The organism is Sphingomonas sp. Tas61C01, from assembly GCF_052567495.1.
Genome location: NZ_CP199583.1, coordinates 2,607,774 through 2,621,138, shown reverse-complemented (window position 1 = coordinate 2,621,138; position 13,365 = coordinate 2,607,774). Strand labels below are relative to the sequence as shown.

Sequence of the window (13,365 nt, the reverse complement as noted above, 5' to 3'; positions counted from 1 at the left end):
GAGGTTCGGCGGGAACGCGGGTTCACCGCGCCGACGACGTCGCCAGCTTGATCCCGAAGGCGATGAAGATCCCGCCGGTCAGCCGGTCCATCGTCGTGACCGCCTTCGGCTGGCGCAGGAACGCGCCCAGCGGCACCGCCGCCGCGATCAGCGCCGCGAACCAGGCGAGCGTCAGCAGCACGTGCACCGAGGCGAGGAAGAAGGAATAGCCCGCAAGCCCGACCCCGGCCGGCGCGAACTGCGGCAGGAAGGTGATGTAGAACACCCCGATCTTCGGATTGAGCAAATTGGTGAGGAACCCCCGCAGGAACGCGTCGCGCCCGCCCGGCGCGCTACCCTGCGGCGCCGCGTCGAGCGCGACCCGCGGCTTCCACAGCAGCTTGATCCCCAGCCACATCAGATATGCCGCCCCCGCGATCTTGACGATCGTATAGGCGAGCGCCGACGCCTGCAGCAGCGCGCCGAGCCCGAGCGACACCGCCGCGCCCCAGATCAGGCAGCCGAGCACGATCCCGAGCGACGCCGCCACCGCCGACCGCCGTCCATCCATGGTCGCCGCCCGCAACACCATCGCGGTATCCACCCCCGGCGTGATCGTGAGCACCGTCGCGGCGGCGAGAAAGGCGAGGAACAGTGGCAGATCGATCATGGGCGCGCTCCCGTCATGCTGCGCAGGCAACATGCCGGTGCGATGATCGCCGCAGCTCGCACGATGCGCAGTCCTCTCGTTGTAGAGGTTCGGTAATGCCTTGGGTACAGACAAGCTGAATGCTTGCTTGTGCCGCCGGCTGGATCGTCTTCATCAATGTCTGGACCGTTGTTCGGTTCTGGCAGGACAAGATGCGTGCGGTGGAAGGCCGGCGTCGCATACCCGAAGCCGTTCTTCTCCGCATGGCGCTGCTCGGCGGCACTCCCGGCGCTTTTCTCGCGCGCCGCGCCTTTCGCCACAAGACCCGCAAGGAACCATTCTCGACCAGCTTGATGCTGATCGCCGCGATCCAGATCGGCGCGGGCGGAACGCTCCTGCTCTTCTGATCCCGCAGGATGCCCCGGATGAACGCTGCGACACGCCCTCCCCAACAACCCCGATGACGCGCGGGTCGTGCGCCGCTAGACCTACGCGCATGCATCGTCCCGCGCTCTCCGTCGTCATCCCCTGCTACAACGAGGCGGCGTGTCTCACGCTGTTGCATGGGCGGGTGGCGGCGGCGGCGGCGCAGGCGGTGGGGGACGATTTCGAGATCGTGCTGATCAACGACGGCTCGCGCGACGATAGCTGGGCGGTGATGCAGGCGCTCGCCGCGCGCGACAGGCGGGTGGTCGCGATCAACCTGTCGCGCAATCACGGCCACCAGCTGGCGCTCACCGCAGGGTTGGACCTGTGCGCGGGCGCGCAGATCCTGATCATCGACGCCGATCTGCAGGACCCGCCCGAACTGCTCGCCGACATGCGCGCGACGATGGCGGCGGCCGACGCCGACGTGGTCTATGCGGTCCGCCGCAAGCGCCAGGGCGAGACGATCTTCAAGAAGGCGACCGCGGCGCTGTTCTACCGGGTGCTCGACCGCGTCACCGACACGCCGATCCCGCTCGATACCGGCGATTTCCGGCTGATGAGCCGGCGCGCGCTCGACGCGTTCCTGTCGCTGCCCGAACAGGCGCGCTTCATCCGCGGGATGGTCGCCTGGGTCGGATTTCGCCAGGTGCCGTTCGCCTATGACCGGGCCGAGCGGCACGCCGGCGAGACCAACTATCCGCTCGCCAAGATGGTGCGCCTCGCCTTCGACGCGGTGACCGGCTTCTCCACGGCGCCGCTGCGCTTCGCCAGCCATGCCGGCCTTGCGCTGACCGGTGCGTCGCTGCTGCTGCTCCTCTACATCGCGGTCGGCTTCTTCACCGGCAGCGCGGTGCAGGGCTGGACCTCGACGATGCTGGTCGTGGTGCTGCTGGGCGCGGTGCAGATGTTCGTACTGGGGATGATCGGGGAATATCTCGGCCGGCTCTACATCGAATCGAAGCGCCGTCCGCTCTACCTCGTCGCCGACATCGCCGGGCCGGTGCGCGGCCATTCGACGCTCGGCTTCAACGCCGCCGAGCCGTCACCCGATTTCGATCAGGACGGCTCGGCGAGCGTCACGATCGATACGCCCGGGGTCATCGGCACCCGCCCGATGGCGTGACGTTCGAGCCGGAAGATCGTCTCGAACAGCGCGTTGAGCGGCTTGGCGGGGGGTGAATCGTCGCTGTCGTCGCGCCCGGTCATCCGCCCAGCGACCCGCGCCGCCGCCGCCAGCGGGAACAGCAGCGAGTTGAAATAGGTCAGCTTGCGCGGCCGCAGCCCCGCCGCCGCGATCGCCGCGGCCAGGGTCTTCTTCGAATAGCGGCGATGATGATGATTCACCGTGTCGTGCGCGCTCCACATCCATTGATGCGCGGGCACCGCGATCAGGATCTTGCCGCCGGGCTTCAGGCAATCGCGCATCGCCGCCAGCGCGGCGACGTCGTCTTCGATATGTTCGACGACGTCGAGCACCGCGATCAGATCATACGCGCCGCGCTCGATCCCCGGCAGTGCGGGGAGCGGCGCGTCGCCGACCGGGCGGCCGAGCCGCGCGCTGGCGATGTCGCGCGCGGCAGGATCGATCTCGATCGCCTCGACGCTGCCGAACCCGGCCAGCATCGGCAGATTGTGCCCGGTGCCGCAGCCGATCTCCAGGATCCGTGCATCGGCAGGCAGCGCGGCATAGCGGGTCAGATAATCGGCGAGGATGTCGCGGCGCGCGCGATACCACCAATGCGTCGAATCATGCGCCGCCATGCGGTCGTAGACGATGCGATCCATTTATCTGAACACCAGTTGGCGGTTGAGCGCGAAGGTCGCGAAGGGTGTGACGAGGATCGCCGGCACCAGCGGCAGCCAGGCGGGGCCGTGGAACAGCGGACCGGTGATGATCCAGGTGAAGGCGAGGTTGAGCGCCATGCCGACCGCCTGCACCGCGAAGAACTTGGCATGCTGCCGCCCGCTGGTGTCGCGGGTGCCGTATCCCTTGAAGCTCCAGCGGCTGTGGAGCACGAAGCCGCAGGATGCCGCGACGACGAACGCCGGCGGCACCGCGAGCACCGCCAGCCGATCGCCGAACACGTACATCGCCAGCGGCAGGTACACCGCGGAATAGACCACGCTGGAGATCGCGCCCGACACGCCGAACCGGAACAACTGCCCGATCATCCCGCTCTGCCGCCACTGATCGATCCGCTGCGATATCGCCGTCATGCTTTCCTCATCGGTAGCCGCGCAGTAGAGGCCTTCGCGCGCGAGTGGAACCGGCAAACGGCCTTGGGGTGATCTGACGTGAACGACTGGACCACCCGTACCGCCCGCGCGCTCGATCGCCATTGGCTTCGCTACACGCTGCTCGCCTGGCTGGCGGTAGCGATCTGGTATGTCGCCAGCGACTGGAACCTGGTCCGCTGGCTATCGCTCGGCGATACCGACGACAATATGCGGCTGATGCAGGTCCGCGCGCTGTTGAACGGGCAGGACTGGTACGACCTGCGGCAATACCGGCTGAACCCGCCGGCCGGGTTCGACATCCACTGGTCGCGCCTGGTCGACCTGCCGATCGCCGGGCTGATCCTGTTCTTCCGGCTGTTCACCAGCAACGCCTGGGCGGAGCGGCTCGCCTGCGGGATCGCGCCGCTACTGCCCTTGTCGCTGGCGATGATCGGGCTCGCGGCGACGGTGCGCCGACTGGTCCATCCGCTCGCCTGGCCGCTCGCGATCATCTTCCTGCTCGGCACCGCGGCGACGATGCTGATGTTCCTGCCCGAGCGGATCGATCATCATGGCTGGCAGCTGGCGATGCTGAGCATCACCGTCGCCGGGTTGTGCGACCCGCGGGGGCCGCGCGGCGGTGCGCTGGTCGGCATCGCCAGCGCGGTGTCGCTGACGATCGGGCTGGAGATGCTGCCCTATGTGGCGATGGCGGGCGCGATCATCGCGCTACGCTGGATCTGGGACCGGGCGGAGGCGTCGCGCCTCGGGGTCTATGCGCTGTCGCTCGGCGGCGGCAGCACGCTGGGGTTCGCCGGATTCGTCTCGATCGCGAATTACGCGATGCGCTGCGACGCACTGACCCCGGTATGGCTGAGCGTGATGATCGCCGCCGGGGTGCTGCTGTTCCTGCTGAGCATCGCCAACCCGCAATCGCGGGGCATGCGGCTGGCGCTGGCGGTCGTGGTCGGCGCGGCGATCGTCGCGGGGTTCGTGCTGCTGTTCCCGCAATGCCTCGGCCGGCCGGAGGGAGTGTCGCCCGAATTGCAGCGCACCTGGCTCGACAATGTCCGCGAGGCCAAGCCCATCTACAAGCACCCGTTCCGGCTCGCCTTCCCGATCGCGGCATTCCCGGTGGTCGGCGCGATCGGCGCGATCGTTGCGGCGTGGCGCGCGCGGCGTACCCCGCAGCTGGTCGGCTGGTCCGCGGTCGCGCTGTTCACGCTGTTCGCGACGCTGATGCTGTTGTGGCAGGTCCGCGCCGGCCCCGCCGCGCAGCTGCTGTCGGTGCCCGGCGCGGTGGCGCTCGCCTGGTGGCTGCTGCCGCGGCTGCTGCGCCACCGGTTGATGCCGGTGCGGGTGTTCGGCACCGTCGCCGGGTTCCTGCTGGTGTCGGGGATGTTCGCGGGACTGGCGATCAAATACCTGCCGATCGACCGGCCCAAGGCCTATACCAAGCGGGTCAACAAGGCGACCGGCGACTGCCTGCGCACGACCGTGCTCGGCGCGCTCGATCGCTATCCCGCGGCGACGATCTTCACCTTAGTCGATCTCGGCCCGCGAATGATCGCGATGACCCATCACAGCGCGATCGCCGGGCCCTATCACCGCAACGGCGATGCGATCCTCGACGTCCAGCACGCTTTTTCGGGAAGCTCGGAGCAGGCGCACGCGATCATGAGGCGCCACGGCGCGACGCTGCTGCTGCTGTGCCCCAACATGGCCGAATCGACGATCTACCGGGCGCGCAATCCGGGCGGGTTCTACGACCGGCTGGCGCACAACAAGTTCCCGGACTGGCTGACGTCGCTGCCGCTGCCGGCGAAATCGCCGCTGCGGCTGTACCGGATCGACTGACCGACCCTAGCGCGTTACCGGACCAAGTTGAACCACCGTCATCGCCCTGCGGGCGACCGCTGCGCGGCGGGGCGCTTTTGGCGTGATGCCGCGTTGTTCGTCGGTCACGATGCCTTCGCATCGCTTCCTCCTGACGCCTTGCTTCCCACCAAAATCACCTCCGTGCCGATGATCCAACTCGATCCGGTAACGCTCTAGCGCAAACTCACCTGCAACCCGTCCATCACGAACTGCACCGCCAGCGCCGCCAGCAGCACCCCCAGCAGCCGGGTGATCACCGCCTCGATCCGGGTGCCGAGCAGCCGCATCAGCGGCCCCGCGAGCAGCAGCGCGACCAGTGTCAGCAGCAGGATCGTCGCCAGCGCCGCGAACACCACCGCGCTGCGTTCGATCCCGTCGTTGCGCGCCATCAGCAGCATCACCGACGCGATCGAGCCGGGGCCGGCGATCATCGGCATCGCCATCGGGAAGATCGAGACGTCCTCCGCCTCGGGATCGTCGGCGACCTTGGCGGCGCGATCCTCGCGGCGCTGGGTACGCTTTTCGAACACCATCTCCAGCGCGATCAGGAACAGCATGATGCCGCCCGCGATCCGGAAGCTCGCCAGGCTGATGCCGAGCCCGCGCAGCAGATCCTCGCCGAACAGCGCGAAGACCAGCAGGATCGCCGACGCCACTGCGACCGCGCGGATCGCCATCGTACGGCGCTGCGCCGGAGTGGCCCCCGCCGACAGCCCGGCATAGATCGGCGCGCAACCCGGCGGATCGATCACCACGAAGAAGGTGATCAGCGACGAGATATAGAGTTCGAGCAGCACCCTCAGATCGCCGGATCGATCGCGACGCCTTCGCGCCGGCAGGCCGAGACATAGGTGTTGCGGATCAGGCAGGCGATCGTCATCGGCCCGACCCCGCCGGGCACCGGGGTGATCGCGCCCGAGACCTCGACCGCCCCCGCATAGTCGACGTCGCCGACCAGCCCCGCCACAGTGCGATTGATGCCGACGTCGATCACGGTCGCGCCGGGCTTGATCCAGTCGGCACGGACGAAGCCCGGGATGCCGACCGCGGCGACGACGATATCCGCCGCGCGGACATGCACAGCGACGTCGCGGGTACGGCTATGCACCGTCGTCACCGTGCAGCTTTCGCGCAGCAGCAACTGCGCCATCGGCTTGCCGACGATGTTCGACCGCCCGATCACCACCGCCTCCGCGCCCGACAGCGATCCGCAGACCGCCTTCAGCAGCATCACGCAGCCGAGCGGGGTGCACGGTACGAAGCCGTCGATGCCGATCGCAAGCCGCCCGGCATTCACCGGGTGGAAACCGTCGACGTCCTTGTCGGGATCGATCCGCGTGATCACCGCGCGTTCGTCGATCTGCGTCGGCAGCGGCAGCTGGACGAGGATGCCGTCGATCGCGGGATCGGCGTTGAGCCGGTCGACCAACGCCAGCAGCGTATCCTGATCGACGTCCGCGGACAGGCGATGCTCGATACTCGCCATCCCCGCCGCGACGGTCGCCTTGCCCTTGTTGCGGACATAGACCGCGGACGCCGCATCCTCGCCGACCAGCACCACCGCAAGGCCTGGCTTGCGCCCGGTGGCAGCGACGAACGCTTCCACACCGGTGCCCACGCGGGCCCGGAGCGCGGCGGCGTGCGCCTTGCCGTCGATGATCGTCGCGGTCATCCGAGCGCTATGCCGCGCCGCCGGTGAGGATGCTGATCGCGAGGTTGCGCAGGATGATGTCGAAGATCGAGATCAGGATCAGCACCACCATCGGCGAGAAATCGATCCCGCCCATGTTCGGCAGCACCCGGCGGAGCGGACGGTACATCGGCTCGGTCAGCCGCTCGAGCCCGGAATAGAGCGAACGGACGAACTGGTTCGACATGTTGATGACGTTGAACACCATCAACAGCGACAGCACGAACTGGCCGAAGATGATCCACCACACCACGTCGAGCAGTACCTGTAGGATCTGGATGATGGTCAGCGCGATCACGCGGGGGAGCCTTTGCGAGTGTCGGGATCGGGTCCGTCTAGCCGAGCGTGGGTGCTCCGCCTAGGTTTCTTATAGGACGCACTGTCCATCGTGCTCCCGACTAAGCATGCACCAGCGTGCCCGCGCCCGCCGAGGTGAAGATCTCGAGCAGCATCGCGTGCGGCACGCGGCCGTCGAGGATCACCGCGGCGTCGACCCCGGCCTGCACCGCGGCGACGCAGGTCTGGACCTTGGGGATCATTCCGCCCGAGATCGTGCCGTCGGCCTGCAGCGCCGCGATCCTGGCGGGGTCCAGCGCGGTCAGCAGCGTGCCGTGCTTGTCGAGCACGCCGGCGACGTCGGTCAGCAGGAAGAAGCGCGACGCCCCCAGCGCGGCGGCGATCGCGCCGGCCATGGTGTCGGCGTTGATGTTGTAGGTGTGGCCGTCGGCGCCGATCGCGATCGGCGCGACGACCGGGATGATCCCCTCGCGCGACAGCGAATCGATGATCCGGCGATCGACCGCGACGGGTTCGCCGACGAAGCCCAGATCGACGTGGCGCTCGATCCCCTGAAGCTTGTCGGGGGTCGACCGGCCGACCTTTTCCGCCTGCACGAAATTGGCGTCCTTGCCCGAGATGCCGACGGCGCGGCCGCCGGCCTGGCCGATCCAGGCGACGATCTCCTTGTTGATCGATCCCGCCAGGACCATCTCGGCGATGTCCGCGGTTTCCTTGGTCGTCACCCGCAGCCCGTCGACGAAGCGCGATTCAACCCCCAGCCGCTTCAGCATCGCGCCGATCTGCGGCCCGCCGCCATGCACCACCACCGGGTTGATCCCGACCGCCTTCAGCAGCACCACGTCCTCGGCGAAATCGCGCGCGAGTTCGGGATCGCCCATCGCGTGCCCGCCATATTTCACCACGAAGGTCGCACCGGCATAGCGTTGCAGATACGGCAGCGCCTCAGTCAGCGTCTCGGCCTTGGCGAGCAGCGCCGCGTTGGGGGTATAATCGGTCATGCCCGCGCCTTTAGCGTCCCCGGTCGGCGCCGGGTAGGGGCGGCGCGCGCGTCAGGCGGGCGCGCGATCGAGCCGCCGGCCGAGCGCCACGAACGCGGTGATCAGGAACGGCACCAGGACGATCGACAATACCACCTTGGTCAGCATCTGCCCCGCCATCAGCCCGAGTATCTCGCGTTCGCCGAGGAACGAGATGCTGATGAACAGCAGCGTGTCGATTACCTGGCTGACCACGCTGGCGATCATGCCGCGCAGCCACAGCAGCCGCCCGCCGCCGGTCACCGTCCCCTTGGCGAGGCGCGCGAAGATCAGAACGTTGAGCGTCTGCGAAATGCCGTAGCTGATCAGCCCCGCGATCATCATCCGCGCGCTCTGCCCCACCACGATCGGGAAGGCGTCGATCGCGGGCGGGTACATTCCCGGGTCGTGCGGCAGCGCCAGCACCAGCTGGATCAGCGCCGCCGACACCAGCAGGGGAATGAATCCAAGCCGCACCAGCGAGGTCGCGACCGCCTGACCGTGCAGCTCCGCGATCGCGCTCGACAGCACCACCAGCAGCAGGAAGCCGAAGATCCCGGCCTCCACCGCGAGCGGGCCGAGTGCGACCTGCTTCACGCCGAGCACCCCGGCGATGCACACCATCCCGCCGTAGAGAACCGAGAATACGAACAGCGAACGCGGCAGCGCGGGTACGGACTGGGTCATCCGCGGCGACGCTAGAGCCTTTGCCGCAGGCGTCAATCGCCGCTAGCGGCGACCGACACGGCGCTTGCGCACCGCTCGCGAATCCTGCGAAGCTCGCGGGCAAGGGGAAGCAGATACATGGAACGTTTCGTCGGCCTGGCCGGGATCCTCGTCATTCTCGCGGTGGCGATCGCCTTGTCGACCGATCGGCGCGCGATCCGGCCGCGCGTGGTCGGCGCCGCGTTCGCGCTGCAGGCGGGGATCGCGGTGCTGGTGCTCTACGTCCCCGCCGGCAAGCAGGTGCTGGAATTCATGTCGGGCGGGGTCGCCAACCTGCTCGGCTACGCCAATGCCGGCACCAGCTTCCTGTTCGGCGAGCTCGCCGCCAATCCGCTCGGCAAGAATTTCGCGATCCAGGCGCTGCCGGTGATCATCTTCTTCGCGGCGCTGGTATCGATTCTCTACCACCTCGGCATCATGCAGCTGGTGGTCCGCTGGCTCGGCGGCGCGATCGAGCGCGTGATCGGGGTGTCCAAGGTGGAGTCGCTGTGCGCCGCCGCCAACATCTTCGTCGGGCAGAGCGAATCGCCGCTGGTGATCCGTCCCTATCTCGCCGGGTTGACCCCGCCGCAGCTGTTCACGGTGATGACCAGCGGCATGGCCGGGGTCGCGGGGACGATCCTGGCGGCCTATGCGTCGATGGGGATCCGGATCGAATATCTGCTCGCCGCCAGCTTCATGGCGGCGCCGGGCGGGATCCTGATGGCCAAGATCATCATGCCCGATCGTCGCGCGATCCCCGACGGCGAACTTGCGCTCGGCGACGCCCCCGGCGACCCGCTGGTCGCGATCGCGCAGGCGAGCCACGACGAGGAAAAGCCCGCCAACGTCATCATGGCCGCCGCGCAAGGCGCGCAGACCGGGGTCCGGCTCGCGGTGGCGGTGGGAGCGATGGTGCTCGCCTTCGTCGCGCTGGTGGCGCTCGCCAACGGCCTGCTCGGCGGGATCGGCAACTGGTTCGGCATGCCGGGCCTGAGCTTCCAGGGGCTGCTCGGCCATGTCTTCCAGCCGATCATGTTCCTGCTAAACGTGCCGTGGAACGAGGCCGGGATCGCGGGCGGCCTGTTCGGCGAAAAGATCGTGCTCAACGAATTCGTCGCCTATATCGATCTCGGCAAGCAGCAGGGATTGAGCCCGCGCACCGTCGCGGTGATCACCTTCGCGCTGTGCGGCTTCGCCAACTTCTCGTCGATCGCGATCCAGATGGCGGTGACCGGCAGCCTCGCCCCCAACCAGCGCCCGATGATCGCCAAGCTCGGCCTCCGCGCACTGGCGGCGGGGAGCCTGGCGAACCTGATGTCGGCGGCACTGGCGGGGCTGCTGATCGGTTAGATCGGTCTATGGTCGTTGTGCTCCCGCCTTCGCGAGACCTCTGCGAACGTCGCCTACTTCGCTAAATCCTTTCGTCACCTCGGACTCGTTCCGGGGTCCACCGTCCCGCAAAATCAACGGCTGATGCCCGTGTGGAACAGTGGATCCCGGAACCAGTCCGGGATGACGAAGTGAGTTTCGCAGAGCTCCCGCCTTCGCGGGAGCATAACGACGTCAGGCCACCGCCGCCCGGCGACGCCGCCGTCGCAGCGCAGCGCCCGTCGCGCCGAAGCCGACGACCATCATCCCCCAGGTGGTCGGCTCCGGCACCGCGCCGATCAGCTGGCCATATTCCGCCGCGCTCAGCCGGAAGCTCAGCAGGGTATTGGGGATCAGCGCATAGCCGGTCGGGCAGCCGGCGCCGAGCCCGACCTGGACCCGTGCGGTGTTGCCCGCATCGACGCACACGTCGAACTGGGTGCCGTCGCCGTTCTGGGTCACCGAAAAGTCGTTGTCGGTGGCGACGATCAGCGTGATCCCGCCGTCGGCGAGACGCGGGCCGAAGGTGAAGCCTTCGATCTTTTCGGGGATCTGATAGCCCATCGCACGCATCGCCGCGGCGATGTCGATATAGGGCGTCGTCGTCTTGGTCGCGGCCTTTACGCCGGCCGGCAGGTCGTTGCGGCCGGCCAGGCTGATCGCGGCGACGTCGGTCGCGCCGGTCAAGTCGATCTGGTAGATCCGCTTCGACGACACCTCGGTCGACACGGTGCCGTCGACGCTCAGCCCGCGATTGTCGCGCTCCAGCACCAGGAACTTGCCGTTGCCGAGCGCCTGGATCGCCGACACCCCGATCGAGCGCCCCTGCGAATTCGCGTCGAAGTCGCCGGTCACGCGGTCGTTGATGTCTGCGAGCGCCTCGAGCTGGTAGATATACTGGCCGGTCGATTCACCGGTTGCGACGTCATAGGCGACGATGCGGACGTTGCGGCTAAAGCGGCCGTCGGCATTACCGTTGTTGGCGCGGCCCTCGTTGACCAGCGGGTCCTGCAACACCGCATAGGCGGTCTTGCCGTCGGGGCTGAGCGTCAGCCCCTCGAACCCGCGATTGTCCTGCCGGCCGCTGGTGATCGTCGGGCGACCGTCGACATAGTTGGTGGTGCCGCCGCTGGTCTTGGGGACCAGGTTGGCAGGGGTGGCGAAGGTGCGGACCAGCGCACCTCCGGCGTCGAATTCGTTGATCGACGGGCCATATTCGTCCGAAACCAGGAAATGGCCGTTGGGCAGCAGCGCCAGCCCTTCGGGATCGAGCGACCCGCCGAGCGTCGCCTTCGACCCGTTGAGCAGCTGCGGGTTGAGCCCGTTATAGGTGCTGCCGTCGGCGCGGGTGAACACGAGCGTCTTTTCGAGGGTGAAGCTGCCGAGCGCCCCGGTCGCCGAATCGATCGCGAGCGAGAATGCCTGGATGCGCGGTGCATAGGACAGCACGCCGCCGCCCGGGCCGCGATCGCTCATGCCGTAGAACAGCCCGTCGACCGCGTTGTAGACGAGATCGGAACCGAAGCCGCCGAGCCGGTTCTGCCCCACCCCGGCGAGGCCCGACAGATCGGTGCCGTTGGCGACGGTCAGCTGCGACACCAGCGTGGCGGCGGACGCGGGCGCGACCAGCGCGGCGGATGCGAGCAAGGCGATGAGTGGCAGGCGCATGATATCGATCTCCCCTTTGATTGCCTCGGCGTTAACCGTGCTGGGGTGACACGCTCGTGACGCCGGGAAGACAGATCCGAGACACTTGGTCGAATTTGGCAGGAAGAAGATGGAGTTCGCGCGGAGACGGGGAGGGCGCGGAGGGCGCGAAGGTCTTTGTGCGTTGGGGCATCCCTCCCGTTCGTGTCGAGTAGCGATCGAGCAGCCCGAAGGGCGTGTCGAGAGCGCGTATCGAGACATAGGTCTCGCGCGCCACCTCTCTCGATACAGGCTCTCGATACGCCGCTGCGCGGCTACTCGATCCCTACTCGAGACGAACGGAAGAAAGCGGGAAGTCCGCGCCCATGCTCACTCCACCCCCGGTCACTTCTCGTCGGTGGTCATCTTCACCTTGTTGGGCAGCTTCTTGCCCTTGGTCCGGCGCGAGGGGAGTTGCACCGGGTGCTTCTTCTTCCACGCGGCATAGGTCATCGGGCCGTCGGGGGTGTCGATGATGGTGTCGTCGATGCTCATCGCGCGCCTCGTCAGCGGGTGGGGACCGGCGTTTCGCCTGTATAATCGTAGAAGCCGCGCTTGGTCTTGCGGCCGTACCAGCCGGCTTCGACATATTTGACGAGCAGCGGCGCCGGGCGGAACTTGGGATCACCGGTGCCTTCGAACAGCACGCGGGTAATCTCGAGGCAGGTGTCGAGACCGATGAAGTCGGCGAGCGTCAGCGGACCCATCGGGTGGTTGAGCCCCAGCTGGCACGCGGCATCGATGTCGGGGATCGTCGCCACGCCTTCACCCAGCGCGAAGCACGCTTCGTTCAGCATCGGCATCAGCACGCGGTTGACGATGAAGCCCGGCGCGTCGTTGGCGCGGACCACGCGCTTGCCGAGCGCCTGTGCGTACGCTTCGACCCGCGCCACCGTCTCGTCCGAGGTCGCGAGGCCGCGGATCAGCTCGATCAGCCCCATCACCGGCACCGGGTTGAAGAAATGCACCCCGACGAAGCGCGCCGGGTCAGGCGCCGCCTGCGCCAGCCGCGTGATCGGGATCGACGAGGTGTTCGACGCGAGCACCGCGTCGCTGCCGAGCACCTTGCCGACGTCCGCGAAGATCTGGCGCTTGATCGCCTCGCGCTCGGTCGCCGCCTCGATCACCAGCGCGCAGTCGCCCATTGCCGCGACGCTGTCGACCGGCTCGATCGCGCCGATCGCGGCATCGCGCGCGCCTGCGTCGATCTTTTCCTTGGCGACGAGCCGGTCGAGCGCCTTGGCGATCCCGGCGCGTCCCGCCTCGGCCTGGACGAGCGACACGTCGGCGAGCAGCACGCGGTAGCCCGCCTGTGCCGACACCTGGGCGATCCCCGCGCCCATCTGCCCCGCCCCGATCACGCCGATCACCTGCATCACGATTGTCCTGTCATTGTCGCCGCGCGCATATCGCGCCCGACCGGGGTTCGTCGAGGATTACCCGCG

Annotated in this window: 15 protein-coding genes; 4 read left to right on the top strand and 11 right to left on the bottom strand. The window is 67.8% G+C overall.

Translation table 11 applies throughout. The features are described 5' to 3' along the window. Positions 1-22: 22 nt before the first annotated feature. On the bottom strand, positions 23-649 hold the full coding sequence (locus tag ACT009_RS12310; protein WP_445191364.1) for a LysE family translocator: 627 nt from the start codon (positions 647-649) through the stop codon (positions 23-25). Between the two features lie 119 nt (positions 650-768). On the opposite strand from ACT009_RS12310, the gene ACT009_RS12305 reads away from it, so the two are divergent. Then, the gene (locus tag ACT009_RS12305; protein WP_445191363.1) at positions 769-1,035 is read left to right on the top strand and encodes a DUF1294 domain-containing protein; all 267 of its coding nucleotides are present in this window, start codon (positions 769-771) and stop codon (positions 1,033-1,035) included. A gap of 89 nt (positions 1,036-1,124) precedes the next feature. Then, a complete protein-coding gene (locus ACT009_RS12300; RefSeq protein ID WP_445191362.1) occupies positions 1,125-2,180 on the top strand; it encodes a glycosyltransferase family 2 protein in 1,056 nt (351 codons plus the stop codon). Here the strand turns inward: ACT009_RS12300 and ACT009_RS12295 are convergent. Continuing rightward, positions 2,114-2,842 carry a class I SAM-dependent methyltransferase gene (locus tag ACT009_RS12295; protein ID WP_445191361.1) on the bottom strand — a complete coding sequence of 243 codons (729 nt, stop codon included), beginning with the start codon at positions 2,840-2,842 and terminating at the stop codon, positions 2,114-2,116. The two genes, ACT009_RS12300 and ACT009_RS12295, sit on opposite strands and share 67 nt — an antisense overlap. After that, entirely contained in the window at positions 2,843-3,274 is a 432-nt protein-coding gene (locus ACT009_RS12290) for a GtrA family protein (protein ID WP_445191360.1), read from the bottom strand. It lies immediately after the preceding gene. A gap of 78 nt (positions 3,275-3,352) precedes the next feature. Here ACT009_RS12290 and ACT009_RS12285 point away from each other — a divergent pair, with 78 nt between their 5' ends. Further along, positions 3,353-5,131 carry an AcrB/AcrD/AcrF family protein gene (locus ACT009_RS12285; protein ID WP_445191359.1) on the top strand — a complete coding sequence of 593 codons (1,779 nt, stop codon included), beginning with the start codon at positions 3,353-3,355 and terminating at the stop codon, positions 5,129-5,131. A 194-nt stretch (positions 5,132-5,325) separates the two neighbouring features. Here the strand turns inward: ACT009_RS12285 and ACT009_RS12280 are convergent, their stop codons facing one another. The 5 genes from ACT009_RS12280 to ACT009_RS12260 all read right to left on the bottom strand — a co-directional run bounded on the left by ACT009_RS12280 (position 5,326) and on the right by ACT009_RS12260 (position 8,845). After that, positions 5,326-5,946: a MarC family protein gene (locus tag ACT009_RS12280; protein WP_445194083.1), complete on the bottom strand. Its 621-nt coding sequence runs from the start codon at positions 5,944-5,946 to the stop codon at positions 5,326-5,328. Between the two features lie 5 nt (positions 5,947-5,951). After that, on the bottom strand, positions 5,952-6,824 hold the full coding sequence (locus ACT009_RS12275; RefSeq protein WP_445191358.1) for a bifunctional 5,10-methylenetetrahydrofolate dehydrogenase/5,10-methenyltetrahydrofolate cyclohydrolase: 873 nt from the start codon (positions 6,822-6,824) through the stop codon (positions 5,952-5,954). Positions 6,825-6,831: 7 nt separating this feature from the next. Then, positions 6,832-7,140 carry a YggT family protein gene (locus ACT009_RS12270; RefSeq protein WP_445191357.1) on the bottom strand — a complete coding sequence of 103 codons (309 nt, stop codon included), beginning with the start codon at positions 7,138-7,140 and terminating at the stop codon, positions 6,832-6,834. A gap of 100 nt (positions 7,141-7,240) precedes the next feature. After that, positions 7,241-8,140, bottom strand: a complete 900-nt coding sequence (gene argB, locus ACT009_RS12265; protein ID WP_445191356.1) for an acetylglutamate kinase — start codon at positions 8,138-8,140, stop codon at positions 7,241-7,243. Between the two features lie 51 nt (positions 8,141-8,191). Then, entirely contained in the window at positions 8,192-8,845 is a 654-nt protein-coding gene (locus tag ACT009_RS12260; protein WP_445191355.1) for a queuosine precursor transporter, read from the bottom strand. A gap of 117 nt (positions 8,846-8,962) precedes the next feature. On the opposite strand from ACT009_RS12260, the gene ACT009_RS12255 reads away from it, so the two are divergent. Then, the gene (locus ACT009_RS12255) at positions 8,963-10,216 is read left to right on the top strand and encodes a NupC/NupG family nucleoside CNT transporter (protein ID WP_445191354.1); all 1,254 of its coding nucleotides are present in this window, start codon (positions 8,963-8,965) and stop codon (positions 10,214-10,216) included. Positions 10,217-10,429: 213 nt separating this feature from the next. Here ACT009_RS12255 and ACT009_RS12250 read toward each other — a convergent pair whose 3' ends face one another. From ACT009_RS12250 to ACT009_RS12240, 3 genes are all read right to left on the bottom strand, one after another. Further along, on the bottom strand, positions 10,430-11,902 hold the full coding sequence (locus tag ACT009_RS12250; protein ID WP_445191353.1) for an esterase-like activity of phytase family protein: 1,473 nt from the start codon (positions 11,900-11,902) through the stop codon (positions 10,430-10,432). A gap of 363 nt (positions 11,903-12,265) precedes the next feature. Next, positions 12,266-12,415, bottom strand: a complete 150-nt coding sequence (locus tag ACT009_RS12245) for a hypothetical protein (RefSeq protein ID WP_445191352.1) — start codon at positions 12,413-12,415, stop codon at positions 12,266-12,268. Between the two features lie 11 nt (positions 12,416-12,426). Further along, positions 12,427-13,296, bottom strand: a complete 870-nt coding sequence (locus ACT009_RS12240; protein WP_445191351.1) for a 3-hydroxyacyl-CoA dehydrogenase NAD-binding domain-containing protein — start codon at positions 13,294-13,296, stop codon at positions 12,427-12,429. Positions 13,297-13,365 lie beyond the last annotated feature (69 nt).

Excerpts from the sequence above, each read along its gene's own strand:
- ACT009_RS12300 (WP_445191362.1), top strand. The coding sequence starts at position 1,125 with ATGCATCGTCCCGCGCTCTCCGTCGTCATCCCCTGCTACAACGAGGCG.
- ACT009_RS12260 (WP_445191355.1), bottom strand. The coding sequence starts at position 8,845 with ATGACCCAGTCCGTACCCGCGCTGCCGCGTTCGCTGTTCGTATTCTCG.
- ACT009_RS12275 (WP_445191358.1), bottom strand. The coding sequence starts at position 6,824 with ATGACCGCGACGATCATCGACGGCAAGGCGCACGCCGCCGCGCTCCGG.
- ACT009_RS12295 (WP_445191361.1), bottom strand. The coding sequence starts at position 2,842 with ATGGATCGCATCGTCTACGACCGCATGGCGGCGCATGATTCGACGCAT.
- ACT009_RS12240 (WP_445191351.1), bottom strand. The coding sequence starts at position 13,296 with ATGCAGGTGATCGGCGTGATCGGGGCGGGGCAGATGGGCGCGGGGATC.
- ACT009_RS12255 (WP_445191354.1), top strand. The coding sequence starts at position 8,963 with ATGGAACGTTTCGTCGGCCTGGCCGGGATCCTCGTCATTCTCGCGGTG.
- ACT009_RS12305 (WP_445191363.1), top strand. The coding sequence starts at position 769 with ATGCTTGCTTGTGCCGCCGGCTGGATCGTCTTCATCAATGTCTGGACC.
- ACT009_RS12290 (WP_445191360.1), bottom strand. The coding sequence starts at position 3,274 with ATGACGGCGATATCGCAGCGGATCGATCAGTGGCGGCAGAGCGGGATG.
- argB (WP_445191356.1), bottom strand. The coding sequence starts at position 8,140 with ATGACCGATTATACCCCCAACGCGGCGCTGCTCGCCAAGGCCGAGACG.
- ACT009_RS12245 (WP_445191352.1), bottom strand. The coding sequence starts at position 12,415 with ATGAGCATCGACGACACCATCATCGACACCCCCGACGGCCCGATGACC.
- ACT009_RS12250 (WP_445191353.1), bottom strand. The coding sequence starts at position 11,902 with ATGCGCCTGCCACTCATCGCCTTGCTCGCATCCGCCGCGCTGGTCGCG.
- ACT009_RS12310 (WP_445191364.1), bottom strand. The coding sequence starts at position 649 with ATGATCGATCTGCCACTGTTCCTCGCCTTTCTCGCCGCCGCGACGGTG.